The 20,992-nt window shown below is 52.1% G+C and carries 19 protein-coding genes and 1 riboswitch; of the genes, 4 read left to right on the forward strand and 15 right to left on the reverse strand.

What is annotated here, in order from left to right:
• Positions 1-29: 29 nt before the first annotated feature.
• The 6 genes from HBM92_RS16595 to moaA all read right to left on the reverse strand — a co-directional run bounded on the left by HBM92_RS16595 (position 30) and on the right by moaA (position 3,574).
• The gene (locus HBM92_RS16595) at positions 30-734 is read right to left on the reverse strand and encodes a Bax inhibitor-1/YccA family protein (protein ID WP_000373624.1); all 705 of its coding nucleotides are present in this window, start codon (positions 732-734) and stop codon (positions 30-32) included.
• A gap of 136 nt (positions 735-870) precedes the next feature.
• The gene (moaE, locus tag HBM92_RS16600; protein ID WP_000852287.1) at positions 871-1,323 is read right to left on the reverse strand and encodes a molybdopterin synthase catalytic subunit MoaE; all 453 of its coding nucleotides are present in this window, start codon (positions 1,321-1,323) and stop codon (positions 871-873) included.
• 1 nt (position 1,324) lies between these two features.
• Complete coding sequence (gene moaD, locus HBM92_RS16605; RefSeq protein ID WP_000611261.1) at positions 1,325-1,570, reverse strand: molybdopterin synthase sulfur carrier subunit; 246 nt, start codon at positions 1,568-1,570, stop codon at positions 1,325-1,327.
• Positions 1,563-2,048 carry a cyclic pyranopterin monophosphate synthase MoaC gene (gene moaC, locus HBM92_RS16610; RefSeq protein WP_000080885.1) on the reverse strand — a complete coding sequence of 162 codons (486 nt, stop codon included), beginning with the start codon at positions 2,046-2,048 and terminating at the stop codon, positions 1,563-1,565. The genes moaD and moaC overlap by 8 nt, the downstream gene beginning before the upstream one ends.
• Positions 2,049-2,050: 2 nt before the next feature.
• Positions 2,051-2,563 (reverse strand): molybdenum cofactor biosynthesis protein B, encoded by a 513-nt coding sequence (gene moaB / locus HBM92_RS16615; protein WP_000084632.1) that lies wholly within the window; start codon positions 2,561-2,563, stop codon positions 2,051-2,053.
• Between the two features lie 21 nt (positions 2,564-2,584).
• Positions 2,585-3,574 (reverse strand): GTP 3',8-cyclase MoaA, encoded by a 990-nt coding sequence (gene moaA, locus HBM92_RS16620; RefSeq protein WP_001295301.1) that lies wholly within the window; start codon positions 3,572-3,574, stop codon positions 2,585-2,587.
• Positions 3,562-3,706, reverse strand: a riboswitch (molybdenum cofactor riboswitch). (Overlaps the previous gene by 13 nt.)
• Before the next feature lie 264 nt (positions 3,707-3,970).
• Between moaA and yvcK the strand changes: the two genes are divergently transcribed.
• Positions 3,971-4,879: a uridine diphosphate-N-acetylglucosamine-binding protein YvcK gene (gene yvcK, locus HBM92_RS16625; protein WP_001304790.1), complete on the forward strand. Its 909-nt coding sequence runs from the start codon at positions 3,971-3,973 to the stop codon at positions 4,877-4,879.
• 37 nt (positions 4,880-4,916) lie between these two features.
• On the opposite strand, the gene uvrB is transcribed toward yvcK, so the two are convergent.
• The 5 genes from uvrB to bioB all read right to left on the reverse strand — a co-directional run bounded on the left by uvrB (position 4,917) and on the right by bioB (position 11,120).
• Positions 4,917-6,938, reverse strand: coding sequence for an excinuclease ABC subunit UvrB (gene uvrB, locus HBM92_RS16630; RefSeq protein ID WP_000042538.1), 2,022 nt, complete (start codon positions 6,936-6,938; stop codon positions 4,917-4,919).
• Positions 6,939-7,516: 578 nt separating this feature from the next.
• Positions 7,517-8,194, reverse strand: a complete 678-nt coding sequence (gene bioD / locus HBM92_RS16635; protein ID WP_000030923.1) for a dethiobiotin synthase — start codon at positions 8,192-8,194, stop codon at positions 7,517-7,519.
• The gene (gene bioC, locus HBM92_RS16640; protein ID WP_000246763.1) at positions 8,187-8,942 is read right to left on the reverse strand and encodes a malonyl-ACP O-methyltransferase BioC; all 756 of its coding nucleotides are present in this window, start codon (positions 8,940-8,942) and stop codon (positions 8,187-8,189) included. Before bioC ends, bioD begins: the two co-directional genes overlap by 8 nt.
• Positions 8,929-10,083 carry an 8-amino-7-oxononanoate synthase gene (bioF, locus tag HBM92_RS16645; RefSeq protein ID WP_000638120.1) on the reverse strand — a complete coding sequence of 385 codons (1,155 nt, stop codon included), beginning with the start codon at positions 10,081-10,083 and terminating at the stop codon, positions 8,929-8,931. The genes bioC and bioF overlap by 14 nt, the downstream gene beginning before the upstream one ends.
• Positions 10,080-11,120, reverse strand: a complete 1,041-nt coding sequence (gene bioB, locus HBM92_RS16650) for a biotin synthase BioB (RefSeq protein WP_000951218.1) — start codon at positions 11,118-11,120, stop codon at positions 10,080-10,082. The genes bioF and bioB overlap by 4 nt, the downstream gene beginning before the upstream one ends.
• Before the next feature lie 86 nt (positions 11,121-11,206).
• On the opposite strand from bioB, the gene bioA reads away from it, so the two are divergent.
• Positions 11,207-12,496: an adenosylmethionine--8-amino-7-oxononanoate transaminase gene (gene bioA / locus HBM92_RS16655; RefSeq protein WP_001350189.1), complete on the forward strand. Its 1,290-nt coding sequence runs from the start codon at positions 11,207-11,209 to the stop codon at positions 12,494-12,496.
• Between the two features lie 110 nt (positions 12,497-12,606).
• On the opposite strand, the gene HBM92_RS16660 is transcribed toward bioA, so the two are convergent.
• A complete protein-coding gene (locus HBM92_RS16660; protein WP_000817269.1) occupies positions 12,607-13,737 on the reverse strand; it encodes an RNA-guided endonuclease InsQ/TnpB family protein in 1,131 nt (376 codons plus the stop codon).
• 108 nt (positions 13,738-13,845) lie between these two features.
• On the opposite strand from HBM92_RS16660, the gene HBM92_RS16665 reads away from it, so the two are divergent.
• Positions 13,846-14,322 (forward strand): kinase inhibitor, encoded by a 477-nt coding sequence (locus HBM92_RS16665; protein WP_000767411.1) that lies wholly within the window; start codon positions 13,846-13,848, stop codon positions 14,320-14,322.
• A gap of 151 nt (positions 14,323-14,473) precedes the next feature.
• Entirely contained in the window at positions 14,474-15,757 is a 1,284-nt protein-coding gene (locus tag HBM92_RS16670) for a putative acyl-CoA thioester hydrolase (protein WP_001091562.1), read from the forward strand.
• Positions 15,758-15,896: 139 nt separating this feature from the next.
• Here the strand turns inward: HBM92_RS16670 and HBM92_RS16675 are convergent, their stop codons facing one another.
• The 3 genes from HBM92_RS16675 to HBM92_RS16685 form a co-directional block, all read right to left on the reverse strand.
• Positions 15,897-18,158: a hydratase gene (locus HBM92_RS16675; RefSeq protein WP_000593907.1), complete on the reverse strand. Its 2,262-nt coding sequence runs from the start codon at positions 18,156-18,158 to the stop codon at positions 15,897-15,899.
• Between the two features lie 182 nt (positions 18,159-18,340).
• Positions 18,341-19,774 (reverse strand): anion permease, encoded by a 1,434-nt coding sequence (locus HBM92_RS16680; RefSeq protein WP_001036491.1) that lies wholly within the window; start codon positions 19,772-19,774, stop codon positions 18,341-18,343.
• A 75-nt stretch (positions 19,775-19,849) separates the two neighbouring features.
• Positions 19,850-20,902, reverse strand: a complete 1,053-nt coding sequence (locus HBM92_RS16685; protein ID WP_000723652.1) for a 4-oxalomesaconate tautomerase — start codon at positions 20,900-20,902, stop codon at positions 19,850-19,852.
• Positions 20,903-20,992 lie beyond the last annotated feature (90 nt).

The following is a 20,992-nucleotide window of genomic DNA, read 5'->3' on the forward strand; positions in this document are numbered from 1 at the left end:
ATGGCCGGGATATTGATGGTGAAAAAGAATTAACGGCGGTTGCCGAAGATCCGCAGCAACATCAGGAACAGGTTGATGAAGTCCAGATACAAGGTTAACGCGCCAAGAATGGAATATTTGCGCAGGTTCGACGTGTCGCGGGTATCAATCTGCTCACCCATATTTTTCAATTTCTGAGTGTCATACGCCGTCAATCCGACAAAGACAATCACGCCGATGTAGGTAACTGCCCACATCAATGCTTCGCTTTTCAGCCAGAAGTTGACCAGCGATGCCAACACAATGCCGATTAACGCCATAAACAGCATATTGCCAAAGCCGCTTAGATCGCGCTTCGTGGTGTAACCGTACAGGCTCATTGCGCCAAACATCCCGGCAGTAACGACGAAAGTACTGGCGATAGAAGCAGCGGTATAGACAATGAAAATACTGGAAAGCGTAAGACCCGTCAGCGCCGAATAAAGCATAAAGAGCATCGTCGTCACACCTGCGCTCAGCTTTTGAATCATCGCTGATAACACAATAACCAATGCTAATTGCGCGATGATCAGACCGATTAAAAAGACACGGTTAGTGAACAACAGCTCCATCACGGCCGCGGAGTTAGCCGCATACCAGGCAACAAATGCGGTCAGCAACAAGCCAACGGTCATCCAGCCATAGACTTGCGCCATATAAGTTTGCAAGCCAGCCCGGGGTTGTACAATTGAATCAGAACGTGGGAATCTGTCCATGACTTTCTCCTGAAGATATAAGGAATATCTTAAGGATACTGCAAAATGATGAGGCTGTGCATCGACGCAGCGTAAACGCATGTACTGAGCGGTGAAATTGCCGGACGCAGCGGTGCCTTATCCGGCTAACAATAAACTACCAGCGTTTTGCCGCCTGCTGATCGCTCTCCCGAGCTTCGACCCAACGGTCGCCTTCCGGCGTGGCTTCGCGCTTCCAGAACGGTGCGCGGGTTTTGAGATAATCCATAATAAACTGCCCGGCTTCAAACGCACTGCTGCGATGCGCACTGGTAACACCGACAAAAACAATTTCATCGCCCGGCCATAATTCACCAATGCGGTGAATTACCGTGACGCGCCCCAGCGGCCAGCGGTTACGCGCTTCATCAACGATTTCTGCCAGTGCTTTTTCTGTCATTCCCGGATAGTGTTCGAGGGTTAATGCTTTGACGCTGTCGCCCAGGTTATGGTTGCGCACCTTACCGGTAAAGGTGACTACCGCACCGTCTTCGTCACGCTCAGCCAGCCACGGGTACTCTTCTCCTACGCTGAACGGCTGCGGGCCGACAACAATTTTGGTTTCTGCCATCTTAACCTCCGGTTACCGGCGGGAAGAAAGCCACTTCGTCGCCGTCAGTCAGCGAATGGTCAAAACTCACCAGCGTCTGGTTGACAGCAGCCAGCAATTTGCCATCTTCCAGCGCCAGCGCCCAGCGATCGCTCTGCGCAGCCAGATGTTGGCGTAACGCTTCAACGGTTGGGAAATCCGCAGCCACTTCGGTTGCATCTGTTCCCACCAACTCGCGCACCTGGGCGAAAAAAAGAACGTTAATCATCCGCTTCCACCTTAAAGTCACCCGACTTGCCGCCGCTCTTCGCCAGCAAACGTACCGGACCAATCACCATATCTTTTTGCACCGCTTTGCACATGTCATAAATGGTCAGCGCCGCCACGGAGGCCGCGGTTAACGCTTCCATTTCGACACCGGTTTTCCCGGTCAGGCGGCATAAGGTTTCTATACGTACCCGATTGTGCTCCGGCTCGGCCTGTAAATTGACTTCAACTTTGCTGAGCATCAGCGGGTGACACAGCGGGATCAGATCCCAGGTGCGTTTTGCCGCCTGAATACCGGCGATACGCGCAGTGGCAAATACGTCGCCTTTGTGGTGGCGACCATCAATAATCATCGCCAGCGTCTCGCTGCGCATGGTGACAAAGGCTTCGGCGCGCGCTTCACGCACGGTTTCCGCTTTGGCGGAGACATCCACCATGTGCGCTTCGCCAGCGGCGTTGATATGGGTCAGTTGCGACATACTTATTTCTTCAAATGTGGATGGAAATTACACGGACGCGTACGGGCATCCAGCTGCGGCGCAATGATATTTTCCCATGCGGTACGGCACGCTTTGGTCGAACCCGGCATGGCGAAAATCAGCGTTTTGTTAGCGACGCCCGCTACCGCACGAGATTGCAACGTGGAAGTGCCAATCTCTTCGAACGACAACATCCGGAACACTTCACCAAAACCTTCAATTTCACGGTCGAACAACGGCAGCAGCGCTTCGGGAGCCTGATCTCCTTCCGTCAGGCCAGTACCACCCGTAATCAACACCACTTGTACATCGTCGCTGGCGATCCACGCAGATACCTGAGCGCGAATAGCGTAGCGGTTTTCTTTCACAATGGCTTTATCGACAACGTGATGGCCCGCTTCTTGCGCCGAGTCGCGCAGATAGTGACCGGAGGTATCGTCTTCTTCACCGCGACGATTAGAAACCGTAAGAATAGCAATACGGGTCGGGATAAATTCAGTGCTTACCTGACTCATCTGATCTCTCCTTTTGACGTTTTAGCCACCAATGTACGATAAGTTTTGCGTAATACCGGTGTTATTTTGATGCAGGAAATGGGTCTGTTTTTTCTCCCGCAGCGCCGCTGAAATACGCGCTTCCAGCGCCTGTTGCTGGGTATCGTCTTCCAGCAGATCGCGCAGGTTAACGCCGCCTTCACCAAACAGGCAGAGATGGAGTTTACCAATGGAGGAAACGCGCAGGCGGTTGCAAGTGGCGCAGAAGTCTTTTTCATACGGCATGATAAGGCCAATCTCTCCGGCGTAATCCGGATGACAAAAGACTTGCGCGGGACCGTCGCTGCGTTGACGTAATTGGTGGATCCAGCCGCGACGCAGTAGCTCGTCACGCAGAACCTGACCAGAGATGTGATGCTTACGGAAGAGCTCGCTGCCCTCGCCCGTTTCCATCAGTTCGATGAAACGCAGCTGGATGGGACGATGCTGGATCCAGTTCAGAAAGGTGTCGAGCTGGTGATGATTAACATCACGCATCAGCACGGTATTGACTTTGACCTTCTCAAAACCGGCCTCAAATGCAGCATCGATTCCTGCCATGACCTGGTTGAATTTATCCTGCCCGGTAATGGCATGAAACTGGCGAGCGTCCAGACTGTCGACGCTGACGTTGATGCCAGTAAGTCCAGCATCGCGCCAGTTCGCCACATCGCGCTCCAGACGGTAACCATTGGTGGTGACCGCTATCTGGCGAATAGCGTCGTTTTCTCGCACAGCGGCGATGATATCGGTAAAGTCGCGGCGTAAAGATGGCTCACCACCTGTCAGACGGACTTTTTCGGTGCCCAGACTGGCGAAGGCGCGCGTAACCCGGCGAATTTCATCGACGGTCAGAAAGCCTTTATTGGTGACGCCGCTCGGCTTGTAACCATCCGGCAGGCAGTAGGTGCAACGAAAGTTACACACATCAGTAATCGACAGGCGCAAGTAGTAAAACTTACGCGCAAATGCATCAGTCAGTTGTGAAGCCATGTACACCTTTCCAGATACGGGAGGCGAAGTCATTTCTTCCTTCGCCCTGGTGGCAATCTTTACGAGCATTGTCACGGCCAAAGCACCGTATCAGTTGACCCAGGTGCAGAGGCTAGAGTGTTTAGTGGTTAAGCCGATACTAGCGTGTAAATGAGATTTTTACCATCCACACTTTCGCTATGTAATCATGTATATAGCGTCATGATCGTGCTATTTCGCTACAGAATAAGGGAAAATGGCGGTTTTACTTTGATATACATCATCAGGGAGGCATAGCGTGCATCGTCCTTTAGAGGTAGAAGAAAATAGTTTGTATCCTCAATATTGGCAGGTTAATTGCTGTTTCCTCGCAATTTGCGCTACTGTAGCGCGGATAATCTGACTCCAGGAAACTATATGCGCAATCGTACGCTGGCTGATCTTGATCGTGTCGTTGCTCTCGGCGGAGGGCATGGACTGGGACGCGTTCTCTCATCACTTTCGTCTTTGGGTTCTCGTTTAACGGGTATCGTCACCACCACCGATAACGGTGGCTCGACGGGGCGTATTCGCCGCTCAGAAGGCGGTATTGCCTGGGGCGATATGCGTAACTGCCTCAACCAGCTGATAACTGAACCCAGCGTCGCTTCCGCAATGTTTGAATATCGTTTCGGCGGTAATGGCGAACTTTCCGGACACAACCTTGGAAACCTGATGCTGAAGGCACTGGATCACCTTAGCGTGCGACCTCTTGAAGCGATCAATCTGATTCGAAATCTGCTGAAAGTGGACGCACATTTGATTCCGATGTCGGAGCATCCTGTTGATCTGATGGCGATTGACGATCAGGGGCATGAAGTTTACGGCGAGGTCAATATCGACCAGTTAACTACGCCGATTCAAGAGTTATTGTTAACGCCGAATGTACCCGCAACGCGTGAGGCGGTTCACGCTATCAGTGAAGCGGATCTCATCATTATTGGGCCTGGCAGTTTTTACACCAGCCTGATGCCAATTCTGCTGCTGAAGGAAATCGCACAGGCATTACGCCGCACGCCAGCGCCGATGGTCTATATCGGCAATCTGGGGCGTGAATTGAGTTTACCTGCGGCTAATCTGAAGCTGGAAAGCAAGCTGGCAATTATGGAGCAATATGTTGGTAAAAAGGTAATTGATGCGGTCATCGTCGGGCCCAAAGTGGATGTCTCGGCGGTGAAAGAGCGGATTGTGATTCAGGAAGTGCTGGAGGCCAGCGATATTCCGTATCGTCATGACCGCCAGTTGTTGCATAGCGCGCTGGAAAAGGCATTACAGGCTTTAGGTTAACACGAAGCCGGAAGAATATTCCGGCTTCGTCATCTTGTCACGACGCGGCAATAAACAGCTCACGCAACTGATGCAACTGGTCACGAATTTGCGCCGCTTCTTCGAACTCCAGATTCTGCGCGTGTTGCATCATCAACCCTTCCAGTTCATGGATCTTCTGCTGTAACGCTTTAGGCGACATATCCATCGGCACATTATCCGGTTCAACAATCGGGCGCGATTTTCCTCTGCCCTTCGCTTTGGTTTTGGCAATGTTCTGCCCCAGCGCCAGGATATCGACCACTTTCTTGTTCAAGCCTTGCGGCGTAATGCCGTGTTCTTCGTTGTACTTCTGCTGTTTCTCGCGGCGACGTTCGGTTTCGCCAATCGCTTTCGCCATTGATGGGGTGATCTTATCGCCGTAGAGAATCGCTTTACCGTTAACGTTACGTGCCGCACGACCAATGGTCTGGATCAACGAACGTTCGGAACGCAGGAAGCCTTCTTTGTCAGCGTCGAGGATCGCCACCAGCGAAACTTCCGGCATATCCAGACCTTCGCGCAGTAAGTTGATCCCTACCAATACGTCGAACTCACCCAGACGCAAGTCGCGGATAATCTCCATACGTTCGACGGTGTCGATATCTGAGTGAAGATAACGCACGCGCTCACCGTGTTCTTCGAGATATTCAGTGAGATCTTCCGCCATCCGCTTGGTCAGAGTTGTAACCAGTACGCGTTCGTTAATTGCCGCTCGCTGACGAATCTCCGAAAGAAGATCATCCACCTGTGTTGCCACTGGCCGCACTTCGATAATCGGGTCGAGTAAGCCTGTTGGACGCACCACCTGATCCACCACATCGCCACCGGATTTTTCCAGCTCGTAATTACCCGGCGTCGCCGAAACATAGATGGTTTGCGGCGCTAATGCTTCGAACTCTTCAAATTTCAGCGGACGGTTATCCAGCGCTGATGGCAGGCGGAAGCCGTACTCCACCAGTGTCTCTTTACGCGCCCGGTCACCGCGATACATGCCGCCAATTTGTGGAATGGTGACGTGAGATTCATCGACCACCAGCAGCCCATCAGCAGGCAGGTAATCAAACAGCGTCGGCGGTGGCTCACCCGGTCCACGACCGGAGAGGAAGCGCGAGTAGTTCTCAATCCCCGAACAGTAGCCTAGCTCGTTCATCATCTCCAGATCAAACTGGGTACGCTGGGTCAGCCGCTGCTCTTCCATCAGTTTGTTGTTTTCCAATAGCACTTTACGTCTGGCGGCCAGCTCTTCTTTGATCTCCTCCATCGCCTGGACGATGCGCTCGCGTGGCGTGACGTAGTGCGTTTTCGGGTAGATGGTAAAACGTGGAATAGTGGAAACAATCTGCCCGGTCAGCGGGTCAAATAACGACAATCGTTCCACCTCCTCGTCAAACAGCTCCACGCGAAGTGCAATGTCATCCGATTCTGCCGGGAAGATATCAATCACCTCGCCACGAACACGGAAAGTACCACGCTGGAATGCTTGATCATTACGAGCATATTGCAGCTCCGCCAGTCGGCGCAGGATCGCGCGCTGATCGATAATCATACCGACCGTGAGATGGAGCATCATCTTGAGATATAAATCAGGATCGCCCAGACCATAAATCGCGGAAACAGACGCCACCACAACCACATCACGCCGCTCCAGCATCGCTTTGGTGGCGGACAAACGCATCTGTTCGATATGTTCGTTTACCGAGGCATCTTTCTCAATGAAGGTGTCGGAACTCGGTACATAGGCCTCCGGCTGATAGTAGTCGTAGTAGGAGACGAAATATTCCACCGCGTTTTCCGGAAAGAATTCTTTCATTTCGCCATACAGCTGGGCCGCCAGCGTTTTGTTGGGCGCAAGTACCATGGTTGGGCGCTGAAGGTCAGCAATGACATTGGCAATGGTGAAGGTTTTCCCGGAGCCAGTCACGCCAAGTAACGTCTGGTGCGCCAGGCCATCTTCCAGCCCCTCTTCGAGACGTCGAATCGCCTCCGGCTGATCGCCAGAAGGTTTAAAAGCGGAATTCAGTTTGAACGGTTTACTCATGAGTCGCTACCTGAAGGAGTTGGGCGGGCAGGTATGTAATTTTACTCGTCGTACTTAATTATGCCAACAAATTATACTGGATAAAAAAACAGTTCATCACCATAATATTTCTGTTACAGCGTAAACTCCGCTGTCAATCATGAACAAGATTTACTCTGCGGCGAGATAAAACTCCGGCCTTACCGGGTTATCCCCAAAGCAACGGCTTTTTTAACATTTGTCAAGATGATTGATGACAGTTTTATGGCAAGAGATGCCTGTTCAGTGACTGCCATTGCAATTATCTAACCTGTTAAAAAATAAAAGATATTTCTTTGAGCCGTCTTTAACGCCAATTTGCGTGCAAGCCGCGTATTCTCTCGCTTGCCTCGTGTTTTCTAACTCTAATACACATGGTTATCCACAGGAATAGTGGATAACTGTCTGCAGCCCCTATCCCCCGCCGCCTGGGCAATTCCCACATTCACCGCATGATGCGGAGGTAAAATTTTTTTCGTGATTTTTTTAGAATTTAATTGGTTAAATTGCAGTCAATCGGAGACGCGATCTCGCTCACAATTTAACCAAGCACAGGATGACTACATTAAGGCAAGATTGATGTACTTTCCGGTTGCCGCATTTTCTGGATTTTCTGCAAGCCAGGGAATTTCGCCCAGCAGCGGCGCGGGAATCATGCGGGTGAGCGTGGTCATATATTCAGCGTGACGTTTTCCCGGAGGCGTGACATCGTTCGCCACCCACCCCGCCAGAGTCAGTCCGGCGTGTAGTATTGCCTGCGCAGTCAACATCGCGTGATTAATACAGCCGAGTTTCACGCCCACAACCAGTATCACTGGCAGTTGTTCCTGTGTTACCCAATCCGCAAAAGTGAAAGTGTCAGAAAGCGGCGTAAACCAGCCGCCAGCACCTTCCACTAACACCCAGTCAGCCTGTTGTTCAAGCGCGCGTAATCCGGCGCTCATTACCAATGCTTCTATCGGCCTGCCCTCTTGCGCGCTGATGATATGCGGCGAGGTGGGTTCTGCGAAGGTGTAAGGATTTACCGTTGCGTAATCCAGCTGCAGGCTACTGTTGCGCTGTAACGCCAGCGCGTCACTATTACGTAAGCCTTTCGGGGTCTTTTCGCTGCCAGAGGCCACCGGTTTATAACCTGCCGTCCGGTAGCCTGCTGCCTTTGCGGCTTGTAAAAGCGCGCAGCTGGCGACAGTTTTCCCCACTTCGGTATCCGTTCCGGTGACAAAATAACATTTACTCACGAGCAATCACTCCCAAAAAAAGATGATACGTCAGAGGATATCGCCCCTGTTGTTGCGGCCAGGCTAGTTGCAATCGCTGCAACTGCGAACGCGTTAATATTCGCGGGTCACGCCCTTCATGAAGATGCGTGGCACCGATGCCTTTCAGCGAACGCATGGCACTGAGCGCATCATCAAACCACAGCGTGATGGGCTGAATATAATGTTGATAATGCACGGCGTTTAGCGACTGTTCGATTTTATCTGGCGGTAAAAAGCGATTAGCATGCGGGCGCTCGTCCACCGCCTGCCACGCCTGATGCAGTTCGGGTAACGATCCCTGCACCAGCGTGGTAAACGCGACCACGCCTCCGGGGCGCACCACCCGATACAGCTCGCGGAGTGCCATGGATAAATTACCGCACCACTGCACCGCGAGATTGCTCCATGCAAGATCGAACGTCGCAGTCGCTAACGGCAGGGATTCGATATCTCCCGCCAGATAATGGTCTGCGGCATCCTTCTGGCGTGCCTGAACAAGCATTGGCGGAGAGAGATCTAACGCAGTCACCTGCGCGTGACGCTCTCGCCAGCGGCGGCTCATCCAGCCTGGTCCACAACCCGCATCCAGTACGTGGGTGTATTTACGCTGTGGGAGCATTGCCAGTAAGGCGTCAGCACTCTGGCGCTGTAGATCGGCATGTTGCTCATAGTGTGCGGCTGCCCGTCCAAATGCCGCAGCAATGGCTTGTTTATTAACCGTTGCCATGCAGCACCTCCAGCAGACGGTCGATATCCTGCATTTCATGCGCTGCGGTTAGCGTTAAGCGCAGTCGCGCAGTACCAGCGGGTACGGTTGGCGGGCGAATCGCCGTGACCCAGCAGCCTTGCTGGCGCAGTTTTTCTGCCAGTTGTAACGCACGGCTGTTATCACCGACGATCAATGGCTGGATGGCGCTCCATGAGTCAGCAAGCGTAAACGGCAAATCCTGCACTCCGGCACGAAAACGAGTAATGAGTGCCGCCAGTTTTTCGCGCCGTGCATCCCCCTCATCACTGCGAATGACCGCCAGCGACGCACGTAATGCCTGCGCCTGAGCGGGCGGCATACTGGTGCTGTAGATAAGATGGCGAGCGAATTGCAGCAGATAATCCGCCACCGTATTGGAGCAAAGCACCGCTGCCCCGCTGACGCCAAATCCTTTGCCAAACGTCACCACCAGCAATTCTGGTTTTACCTTTTGCAGCCAGCAGCTGCCACGCCCCTGCTCCCCGATAACGCCCGTGCCGTGGGCGTCATCGACCATCAACCAGCCATCGTGCTGTTGCGTTACCTGCTGGATTTCCTCCAGTGGCGCACTATCGCCGTCCATGCTGAACACACCTTCTGTCACTACCAGTTGCTGCCCCGGACAGGGGGAAGCAAGCAGTCGCGCCAGATGAGTGACATCGTTATGAGCAAAACGGCGAAGCGGCGACGGGCTTAAACTTGCAGCCTCCAGCAATGAGGCATGGCTAAGCCGATCGGCAACAATACGGTCCTCTTTCGCCATCATCGCGGCAATGACAGCCTGATTAGCGGCAAAACCAGAAATAAACAGCAGCGCCCGCGAATAGCCCAGCCATTCGGCCAGTTCTTCTTCCAGCACCTGGTGCGCCACGCTATAACCGCTGACGTGACCGGAACCGCCGCTACCGACACCAAATTGATCCGCGCCCTGCTGCCAGGCGCGGATAATTTGCGGATGATGGCTTAAACCTAAATAATCGTTACTGGAAAAGTTCAGATACTGGCAATCATCTGCCACCAGCCAGCGTCCGGCTCCTTGTGCCACCGGATAACGGCGACGCAAGGCATCAGCAACACGCCGCGCATCAAGCGCCGCGTCGATTTTCTCCTGCCAGATCATAGTGCTGCCGCGTTGTAATATTCGTCAGTGTCCGGGGTCATCAGCGCCTGCTCCAGACGCTGCTGTTGTTCGTTATCGCCCGCCAGCACGGCAGTTTGCTGCGGATTTAGCCCCAGTTTGCGGAACAGTTGCAGGTCTTTATCTTCTTCCGGATTCGGCGTAGTCAGCAGTTTGCAACCGTAGAAAATCGAGTTTGCGCCAGCCATAAAGCACATCGCCTGAGTCTGTTCGTTCATCTGCTCGCGTCCGGCAGAAAGGCGTACGTAAGAGGTCGGCATCATGATCCGCGCTACGGCAATGGTACGGATAAAATCAAAGGCATCGACATCGTCGTTATCCGCCAGCGGCGTGCCTTTCACCTTCACCAGCATGTTGATTGGCACGCTTTCCGGCGGCGTCGGCAAGTTTGCCAGTTGCAGCAATAATCCGGCGCGATCTTTCACCGTTTCGCCTAAGCCCACAATGCCACCTGAACAGACTTTAATCCCAGCTTCTCGCACTTTTTCCAGCGTATCAAGACGTTCCTGATAGGTGCGGGTGGTGATGATATTGCCGTAAAACTCCGGCGAGGTGTCGAGGTTGTGGTTATAGTAATCCAGCCCGGCATTCGCCAGGCGCTGCGCTTGAGATTCACTCAACGTGCCCAGCGTCATACACGCCTCCAGACCCATCGCTTTTACCCCCTGCACCATTTGTTCCAGGTACGGCATATCGCGTTCGTGGGGATTCTTCCACGCCGCGCCCATACAGAAACGCGTCGATCCCGCCGCTTTCGCTTTGCGCGCCGACTCCAGCACCTGTTCAACTTCCATCAACCGCTCGGCTTCCAGCCCGGTTTTGTAGCGCGAGCTTTGCGGGCAATATTTGCAATCTTCCGGACAAGCTCCGGTCTTAATCGACAGCAAAGTGCTGACCTGCACCTGACGAGGATCGAAATGCTGACGATGCACCTGCTGCGCTTCAAACAGCAGATCCAGCAACGGTTTTTCAAATAATTCTGTGACTTGCGACAATGTCCAGCGTGGGCGGTGAGCCATGGGGCTTCTCCAAAACGTGTTTTTTGTTGTTAATTCGGTGTAGACTCGTAAACCTAAATCTTTTCAATTTGGTTTACAAGTCGATTATGACAACGGACGATCTTACCTTTGACCAACGCCATATCTGGCACCCATACACATCCATGACCTCCCCGCTGCCGGTTTATCCGGTGGCAAGCGCCGAAGGTTGCGAGCTAATTTTGTCTGACGGCAGACGCCTGGTTGACGGTATGTCGTCCTGGTGGGCGGCGATCCACGGTTACAATCACCCGCAGCTTAATGCGGCGATGAAGTCGCAAATTGATGCTATGTCGCATGTGATGTTTGGCGGTATCACCCATGCGCCCGCCATTGAGCTGTGCCGCAAATTGGTGGCAATGACGCCGCAACCGCTGGAGTGCGTTTTTCTCGCGGACTCCGGCTCCGTAGCGGTAGAAGTGGCGATGAAAATGGCGTTGCAGTACTGGCAGGCCAAAGGCGAAGCGCGCCAGCGTTTTCTAACCTTCCGCAATGGTTATCATGGCGATACCTTTGGCGCGATGTCGGTGTGCGATCCGGACAACTCAATGCACAGCCTGTGGAAAGGCTATCTGCCAGAAAACCTGTTTGCTCCCGCCCCGCAAAGCCGCATGGATGGCGAATGGGATGAGCGTGATATGGTGGGCTTTGCCCGCCTGATGGCAGCGCATCGTCATGAAATCGCGGCGGTGATCATTGAACCGATTGTCCAGGGCGCAGGCGGGATGCGCATGTACCATCCGGAATGGTTAAAACGAATCCGCAAAATGTGCGATCGCGAAGGTATCTTGCTGATTGCCGACGAGATCGCCACCGGATTTGGTCGTACCGGCAAACTGTTTGCCTGTGAACATGCAGAAATCGCGCCGGATATTTTGTGTCTCGGTAAAGCCTTAACCGGCGGCACAATGACCCTTTCCGCCACGCTCACCACGCGCGAGGTTGCGGAAACCATCAGTAACGGCGAAGCCGGCTGCTTTATGCATGGGCCAACTTTTATGGGCAATCCGCTGGCCTGCGCAGCAGCAAACGCCAGCCTGGCGATTCTTGAATCTGGCGACTGGCAGCATCAGGTGGCGGCTATTGAAGCGCAGCTACGCGAGCAACTTGCCCCCGCCTGTGACGCCGAAATGGTTGCCGATGTGCGCGTACTGGGGGCAATCGGCGTGGTCGAAACCACTCGTCCGGTGAATATGGCAGCGCTGCAAAAATTCTTTGTCGAACAGGGTGTCTGGATCCGGCCTTTTGGCAAACTGATTTACCTGATGCCGCCCTATATTATTCTCCCGCAACAGTTGCAGCGTCTGACCGCAGCGGTTAACCGTGCGGTGCAGGATGAAACATTTTTTTGCCAATAACGGGAAGTCAGCGTGAGGGTTTCTGGCTACACTTTCTGCAAACAAGAAAGGAGGGCTCTTGACGGCTCCCCGCCCTGAATGACGGGGATTCCCACTTCAACGAGCCGAACCTAAGCCGCGTGCTGCGATTCAGGGTTTACAGGCTCTCCGTGGGCTAACACTGCCAGCCCGGCAGCTTTAATATTACGTGCCGCGTTAATGTCGCGATCATGGTCTGCGCCGCATTCAGGGCAGTGCCATTTACGAACATTAAGAGGCATTTTTTGCATGGTGAAACCGCAGCAACTACAGCATTTTGAGGACGGTAAATACTGGTCAATGGCGACCACTGACCGCCCGGCCCATTTGCCTTTGTACTGGAGCTGGCGAACAAGTTCGCTCCAGCCTGCGTCAGCTATTGCTTTAGACAGCTTCGGGTTGCGGATCATGTTTTTCACCTTGAGGGATTCGACGCAAACAACTTGGTTTTCGTTAATCAGTTTGCGGGACAACTTGTGCAGATTGTCCATCCGGCAATCGGCGATTTTCGCGTGGAGTCGGGCGACCTTTAAGCGGGCTTTAATACGGTTTCTTGAGCCTTTTTGCTTCCTGCTTAAACGTCGCTGTAGCAGCGTTAATCGCTTCGCATATTTAGCGGTGTGGCGGGGATTGTCGGTTTTGAATCCGGTATCGGTGACGAATAAATCTTTTAAGCCCACATCAATGCCGACCGTTTTAGCGGTAACAGGCATTGATACAGGTTCAAACTCACACAGGCAGGAAACAAAGTACCTGCCAGCGCTATCTCTGGAAATGGTAACGGTTGACGGCGCAGATGGTAATTCTCGACTCCAGCGAACATCCAGCGGCGACTTGCTCTTTGCTATATACAACTCGCCGTCACGGTGTTTAAACGCGCTGGCAGTGAACTCAGCCACCTGTTTGTGCCGTTTGCTTTTGAAAGCCGGATATGCAGCTCGTCCGGCAAAGAAGTTAGCAAAGGCGGCTTGTTGGTGGCGCAACGACTGCTGGAGGGGAACGCAGGAAACATCATTCAGCCATATGTATTCAGGCTCTTTTTTGAGCGCCGTAAGGCGAGCGTTGGCCTGTAGATAACCGATCTTTTCTTTTCGCTCGTAGTACGCATCGGTACGCCAACGAAGGATGGAATTGTAGACGAAGCGCACACAGCCAAACGTCTGAGCTAAAAGCTCAGCCTGCTCAGTTGTCGGGTAAAACCGGTATTTATATGCGCGTTTCATGTGTTCACATACTAAAGAGGAAAATGTGATTATGCAAAGTACAGTTAGTCGGAAAACCGCCTCCTTTCCTCCCCGGTCTGAAGGCCGAGGTTTCCCGGAGGCATTCTAATGAAACTCATCAGTAACGATCTGCGCGATGGCGATAAGCTGCCGCATCGTCATGTCTTTAACGGCATGGGTTACGATGGCGATAATATTTCACCGCATCTGGCGTGGGATGATGTTCCTGTGGGAACGAAAAGTTTTGTTGTCACCTGCTATGACCCGGATGCGCCAACCGGCTCCGGCTGGTGGCACTGGGTAGTTGTTAATTTACCCGCTGATACCCGCGTATTACCGCAAGGGTTTGGCTCTGGTCTGGTAGCTATGCCAGACGGCGTTTTGCAGACGCGTACCGACTTTGGTAAAACCGGGTACGATGGCGCAGCGCCGCCGAAAGGCGAAACCCATCGCTACATTTTTACCGTTCACGCGCTGGATGTAGAACGTATTGATGTCGATGAAGGTGCCAGCGGCGCGATGGTCGGGTTTAACGTTCATTTTCACTCTCTGGCGAGTGCCTCGATTACTGCGATGTTTAGTTAATCACTCTGCCAGATGGCGCAATGCCATCTGGTATCACTTAAAGGTATTAAAAACAACTTTTTGTCTTTTTACCTTCCCGTTTCGCTCAAGTTAGTATAAAAAAGCAGGCTTCAACGGATTCATTTTTCTATTTCATAGCCCGGAGCAACCTGTGAACACATTTTCAGTTTCCCGTCTGGCGCTGGCATTGGCTTTTGGCGTGACGCTGACCGCCTGTAGCTCAACACCGCCCGATCAACGTCCTTCTGATCAAACCGCGCCTGGTACCTCTTCGCGCCCGATTCTGTCGGCAAAAGAAGCGCAGAATTTCGATGCTCAACACTATTTTGCATCCCTGACACCAGGTGCGGCAGCGTGGAATCCTTCCCCGATTACCCTGCCTGCGCAACCTGACTTTGTTGTCGGCCCGGCGGGTACTCAAGGTGTAACGCATACCACGATTCAGGCGGCGGTAGATGCGGCAATTATCAAGCGTACCAACAAGCGCCAGTATATTGCCGTGATGCCTGGTGAGTATCAGGGAACGGTGTATGTCCCTGCCGCTCCGGGTGGAATTACTCTGTACGGTACGGGTGAAAAACCGATTGATGTGAAGATTGGGCTTTCCCTTGATGGTGGCATGAGCCCTGCCGACTGGCGTCACGACGTCAACCCGCGCGGCAAATATATGCCAGGTAAACCGGCGTGGTATATGTACGATAGCTGCCAGAGTAAACGCAGCGACAGTATCGGTGTTCTCTGCTCTGCGGTCTTCTGGTCACAAAACAATGGCCTGCAACTGCAAAACCTGACCATCGAAAACACGCTGGGCGATAGCGTAGATGCGGGTAACCATCCGGCGGTGGCACTGCGTACTGATGGCGACAAAGTGCAGATCAATAACGTCAACATTCTCGGTCGTCAGAACACCTTCTTTGTCACCAACAGCGGTGTGCAGAACCGTCTGGAAACGAATCGTCAGCCACGTACGCTGGTGACCAACAGCTATATTGAAGGGGATGTGGATATCGTTTCTGGTCGCGGCGCAGTGGTGTTCGATAACACCGAATTCCGCGTGGTGAACTCCCGTACCCAGCAAGAAGCGTATGTGTTTGCACCGGCTACGCTGTCCAACATTTACTACGGTTTCCTCGCCGTAAACAGCCGTTTCAATGCTTCCGGTGATGGCGTGGCGCAACTGGGCCGCTCGCTGGATGTTGATGCCAATACCAACGGTCAGGTAGTGATCCGTGATAGCGCCATCAACGAAGGTTTTAACACAGCCAAACCGTGGGCTGATGCGGTGATCTCTAATCGTCCATTTGCGGGTAACACCGGCAGCGTTGATGATAACGACGAAGTACAGCGCAATCTGAATGACACTAACTACAACCGCATGTGGGAATACAATAACCGCGGCGTGGGTAGCAAAGTGGTTGCAGAGGCGAAGAAGTAGGAGCTGTTAACTATGTGCCGGATGCGGCGTAAACGCCTTATCCGGCCTACAGTTCGATACGATTTGTCGGTCGGATAAGATGCGTCGGCATCGCATCCGACAATAACTGCGGATGCGACCTACATTCACATGGCGCTTTTTACATCTGACGGTTTTTATTGAAGTTAATCAAACTACCTGCCTTGATAATCTCGCGCTCTTCAGCAGTCAGACTTTCCATATAGAGCGTAATCTCCGTTACCGGTGCATCTTCATGGATCACATAACCTTTAAACGTCGTTCCAGGATTATCCAGCGCCGCTTTAATGCCAGGGATGTAAATGTAATCCCCCACTTCAAAGGTTGGCGCTTCCGCCATCTGCAGCGGTAACATCCCCCAGTTGATGACGTTAGAACGATAGCGTTTAGTCACGTACTCCTCGGCAATATTCGCCAGACCGCCAATCACACGCTGACAACTCGCCGCCTGTTCACGCGCAGAACCATCGCCTGGTTTCACCGCATAGACCATACTGCCAATTTCAGTTTGCAGCGGATCAATATGCTCCTGACCAGCAATCTGCTTAATGCGCGCAAACACCTCTGTCAGCTCGCTGACATTTCCCGCCAGACGCTGATTTTCCAGCTCAGCAGTCGCTTTACTTCTGCCAACATAACCTGGATCGCGGCGTGACAGAGTAAACTCCGCCAGACCAATCGGATTTGAACGATATGAAGAGGTTTCACCGGAAGGAATCAGTTCGTCGGTGGTGGTCACTTCGTCGAGGATCTTCGAGCACACTTTGAGGACGATATTGTCAGTCAGCGCACCCAATTCTGGCCAGTCTTTAATGTTCGGTCCGTAAATCAGCGGTTGCTGGGTCGCCCCTTTCACAAAGCCCTGATAAACACGGTTTTTATACGGCGTTACATCGAAGGCGTACTCCGGCACGTTGTCCCAGCAATCGAGTTCGCTGGCAGAGGTTAAATAGCCACCGTTTGCCGCAGTCGCAGCGATAGAACGAGCGTCCATCAACGCCACCGCTGACATCTGCCCATTAGCTGGCTTAGAGCCTTCGCGGTTCGGGAAGTTACGCGTGGTGTGGCGAATACTCAAACCGTTGTTGATTGGCGTATCGCCCGCGCCAAAGCATGGGCCGCAGAACGCGGTTCTGATGATTGCGCCTGCGCCGATCAAATCTGCTACCACACCTTTTTTGGCGAGATCCATAAACACCGGCTGTGATGACGGGTAAACCGCTAACGAGAAGGTGTCATTGCCGCAGGATTGACCGCGCAGCGCATTCGCCGCCGCGATGACGTTTTCGTAGTTACCGCCAGAACAGCCCGCGATAATCCCCTGCTGCACTTTCAGGCGACCATTTTCCACTTTATCCAGCAGCGAGAGTTTGGCTTTACCGTGCGCCACGCGTTCGGACTCAATTTCAATCTCACGCAGAATGTCGGTCAGGTTCTGGTTCAGCGTGTCGATTTCATACACATTGCTCGGGTGGAATGGCAGCGCAATCATTGGTTTGATGGCGCTTAAATCAACGCTGATGCAGCCATCGTAGTACGCCATTGGTTGAGGGTTAAGTTGGCAGTAATCCTGGCCGCGACCGTGCAGCGCCAGCCAGTTATGGACTTCTTCATCGGTTTGCCAGACAGAACTTAAACAGGTCGTTTCAGTGGTCATCACGTCAACGCTGTTACGGAAATCGGTAGAGAGCGCTGCAACACCGGGACCTACGAACTCCATCACTTTGTTTTTGACGTAACCGTTTTTGAACACAGCACCGATGATAGCCAGCGCCACATCCTGCGGCCCCACATACGGCGCAGGTTTTCCGGTCAGATGCACCGCAACCACGCCCGGATAGTCGATATCCCAGGTGTCATTAAGCAGCTGTTTTACCAACTCGCCGCCGCCCTCGCCAACCGCCATTGTCCCTAACGCACCGTAACGGGTATGGCTGTCTGACCCGAGGATCATTTTGCCGCCGCCCGCCATCATTTCACGCATATATTGATGGATGACCGCAATATGCGGTGGCACAAAAATACCGCCATAACGCTGGGCCGCCGATAAACCAAAAACATGGTCATCACCGTTAATGGTGCCGCCCACAGCACAGAGTGAGTTATGGCAGTTGGTCAGCACATACGGCAGCGGGAAACGTTCCATACCGGACGCTTTAGCGGTCTGTACAATACCAACAAAGGTAATATCGTGAGAGGCTAATGAATCAAACTTAATTTTAAGTTTATCCATATTTCCGGACGTATTATGAGAAGAGAGAATAGACCAGGCAATAGTGCCTTTTTTTGCTTCTTCTTTTTTTATTTCGCCGGTGAAATGTTCTTCGGCAATTATTTCGTTATTGCTGGCGAGAAACACGCCTTTTTCAGATAACTTGATCATCAAATGCTCCAGATATCTGCGCACCGTGAAGTGCGCAGAAAGATAATAAATGGATATACTCTAAATAATTCGAGTTGCAGGAAGGCGACAAGCGAGTGAATCCCCAGGAGCTTACATAAGTAAGTGACTGGGGTGAGCGAACGCAGACGCAGCACATGCAACTTGAAGTATGACGAGTATATTTACAGCATGTTCCAGCCGATCAGCATATTCCACCACCACACGCCGAGGGTGATATGTACCAGGAAGGTTAATATCGTCAGTACCGCACCGACCAACCACCAGGATTTAATATCGTTGTAACCCACGCCAAAGATGACCGGACCTGCCGCGCCGCCATAGTGAGTAACCATGCCGCCATAGGAGTTAGAGAACAACAGTGCCAGCGCGGTTAACATTAACGGTGCGCCGGAGACATTCGCCAGCATGGCAAATACCGGTAACATGGCAACGATATAGGCACTACCAGAAGCGAAGAAATAACGCACGATGATGCTGAGGAAAATAATAACGAAGAAAGCAACGTTACCGTGACCATCAAATGCCAGGTTATTTTTAAAGACTTCAGCTAACCATTCGAAGAATTTAACTTTCGATAATAAGGAGCTTAAGCCGATAATACCGCCGTACCAGATTAAGGTATTCCAGCCGCCTTTATTTTTAACCACGTCTTCCCAGGTAACGATACCCAGCAGCAGCATAGTTGCCATAACAACGATTGCCACGGTGGATTCATCAACCCCCAGAGACTTACTGAAAATCCAGCCCAGCAGCGCCAGCACAAAGACACCGAGCAGCATTTTTTCGCGGATTTTCATCGGTCCCAGTTCGGCAAGGCCCGCTTTAGCGATGGTTTTGTTATCCACCTTCTTAATTTCTGGTGGATACATGGTGTAAATCACCAGCGGGGTGACCAGCAGCATAATGATGCCCGGCAATCCGGCGGCTAGCGCCCATCCACCCCAGCTAATTTGCAGGTGCAGAATGTCGTTGATCATTTTCAGCGCCAGAATGTTCCCCGCCATTGCGGTAAAGAACATATAGCTGGTGGTTTTAGTGACCATGTAAATGGACATCATCAGGTAATGTCCAACACGACGCGGACTTTTTTCCGGTTCTGATCCCAAAGCCACTGCCACGCTGTTGATGATCGGTAACACGATGCCGCCCGCACGCGCGGTGTTAGACGGTGTTGCCGGAGCCAGTACCAGATCGAGAAATACCGTAACGTAACCCAGACCCAGGGTAGTGCTACCAATTTTACCAATCAGCAGATAGGCAATACGTTTACCTAAGCCTGTGGTTACAAACGCGGCGCTTAAAGTAAACGCAGAAAACACCAGCCAGGTGGTACCGGAAGAGTAACCGCTTAATACGGCGGTGGTTTTAAATTCCCCACCTGATAAGTTACCCACCACTACCATCGATGCGGCGACGGCAATTAACAGTACGACAGGTTCCGGGAAAGGCTTGATAACCAGCCCCACAATGGCCGCCAGGTAAATACCAAAAAGCACCCACGCCAGTTCGCTTAATCCTGCCGGAGCTGGCATAAAGCCAATAATACATGGGATCGCTAATATCAGAATTAGCTTCCATAACGATTTTTTATTCATTTAATATCCTGTTCTTTCTGTATGACTCATACAGAATTCCTTTATTGAGTATCATTATCACGACAACAAAATTTTTCAGGGAAGATAAACTTCACCGGAAAATATTTTTCTGGTCGTCCGAATAACAGATGCGCGTAACGTCGTGGCATCCTGACCTTCATTACTTAAATGAACGTCGAGCGCACCACTGGGGTGTTCAATATTGATATTGCCGTATCCTACAGAAGGGACGATTTGTCGGGTGACGGTACCTTCCAATGCACAACTACTGGAAATAGCAATAGCACCGGTTATCGCCAAAGCGCGATGGCAAGAATGCGGCATAAAATAACGCACATTAATTGCCCCGCCTTTCTGCGCTGGAGAAATAAGTACAGGTTTAGGGATAACCATATTACTGACATCGCCTAAGCCCATTGCTTTACCCGCTTGTAGACGGATAGATTCAATGCGGGCTAATAATGCTTTGTCGGCATCCAGCTCTGCCGGTAATTCATAGCCTGTTTTTCCCAGATATTCAGCAGGAATAATGACAACTGGCATCGCCATATCGATACAGGTCACCGGGACATCGTCAAAATAATCAATCTGATTATCAGTCGGGAAGACTTTTCCGGTTTTCGTTCCGGCGGCATTCAGGAAAGTGAGCGCAACCGGTGCGGCAGTACCCGGTACGCCGTCAATTCTGGCGCTACCCTCGTACTCGACAACACCATTTGGCGTTTGCACATCAGCTTCGATAAACGTACCCGTATTGACGTTGCGGATACGTACGCGGGTAACTGGCGAAGTCGCTGCAATCAAACCATTTTCAATGGCGAATGCCCCAACGCCAGACAGCATATTGCCGCAGTTAGGCGTGGTATCGACACGTTGCTCATGGACGATAACTTGAGCAAACAGATAATCGACATCTGCACGCGGATCGCTGGAGCGGCTAATAATGGCGACTTTACTGGTCAGCGGATTACCGCCGCCAATACCGTCAATTTCCAGATCGTTACCGGAACCCATAATTGCCATCAATATTTTATCGCGCTGCGTTTGATCTTCGGGTAGATGTTCCGCTAACAGGAACGCGCCCCTCGAGGTTCCACCTCGCATCATCACGCAGGGTATTTTTTTCATAATAATGCCCTCAATTTAAAAACATAACTTATTGCGATATGGTTACATTAAGGGCAAAGCATCTCTAATGACTTTAGCTCAACGATTAAT

The sequence above is a fragment of the Escherichia sp. E.sYA108 genome (assembly GCF_011754335.1).
GTDB lineage: Bacteria > Pseudomonadota > Gammaproteobacteria > Enterobacterales > Enterobacteriaceae > Escherichia > Escherichia coli.

Excerpts from the sequence above, each read along its gene's own strand:
- moaA (WP_001295301.1), bottom strand. The coding sequence starts at position 3,574 with ATGGCTTCACAACTGACTGATGCATTTGCGCGTAAGTTTTACTACTTG.
- HBM92_RS16675 (WP_000593907.1), bottom strand. The coding sequence starts at position 18,158 with ATGATCAAGTTATCTGAAAAAGGCGTGTTTCTCGCCAGCAATAACGAA.
- moaB (WP_000084632.1), bottom strand. The coding sequence starts at position 2,563 with ATGAGTCAGGTAAGCACTGAATTTATCCCGACCCGTATTGCTATTCTT.
- bioB (WP_000951218.1), bottom strand. The coding sequence starts at position 11,120 with ATGGCTCACCGCCCACGCTGGACATTGTCGCAAGTCACAGAATTATTT.
- bioA (WP_001350189.1), top strand. The coding sequence starts at position 11,207 with ATGACAACGGACGATCTTACCTTTGACCAACGCCATATCTGGCACCCA.
- uvrB (WP_000042538.1), bottom strand. The coding sequence starts at position 6,938 with ATGAGTAAACCGTTCAAACTGAATTCCGCTTTTAAACCTTCTGGCGAT.
- HBM92_RS16595 (WP_000373624.1), bottom strand. The coding sequence starts at position 734 with ATGGACAGATTCCCACGTTCTGATTCAATTGTACAACCCCGGGCTGGC.
- moaD (WP_000611261.1), bottom strand. The coding sequence starts at position 1,570 with ATGATTAACGTTCTTTTTTTCGCCCAGGTGCGCGAGTTGGTGGGAACA.
- bioF (WP_000638120.1), bottom strand. The coding sequence starts at position 10,083 with ATGATCTGGCAGGAGAAAATCGACGCGGCGCTTGATGCGCGGCGTGTT.
- HBM92_RS16660 (WP_000817269.1), bottom strand. The coding sequence starts at position 13,737 with ATGAAACGCGCATATAAATACCGGTTTTACCCGACAACTGAGCAGGCT.
- yvcK (WP_001304790.1), top strand. The coding sequence starts at position 3,971 with ATGCGCAATCGTACGCTGGCTGATCTTGATCGTGTCGTTGCTCTCGGC.
- HBM92_RS16680 (WP_001036491.1), bottom strand. The coding sequence starts at position 19,774 with ATGAATAAAAAATCGTTATGGAAGCTAATTCTGATATTAGCGATCCCA.
- bioC (WP_000246763.1), bottom strand. The coding sequence starts at position 8,942 with ATGGCAACGGTTAATAAACAAGCCATTGCTGCGGCATTTGGACGGGCA.
- moaC (WP_000080885.1), bottom strand. The coding sequence starts at position 2,048 with ATGTCGCAACTGACCCATATCAACGCCGCTGGCGAAGCGCACATGGTG.
- moaE (WP_000852287.1), bottom strand. The coding sequence starts at position 1,323 with ATGGCAGAAACCAAAATTGTTGTCGGCCCGCAGCCGTTCAGCGTAGGA.
- HBM92_RS16665 (WP_000767411.1), top strand. The coding sequence starts at position 13,846 with ATGAAACTCATCAGTAACGATCTGCGCGATGGCGATAAGCTGCCGCAT.
- HBM92_RS16685 (WP_000723652.1), bottom strand. The coding sequence starts at position 20,902 with ATGAAAAAAATACCCTGCGTGATGATGCGAGGTGGAACCTCGAGGGGC.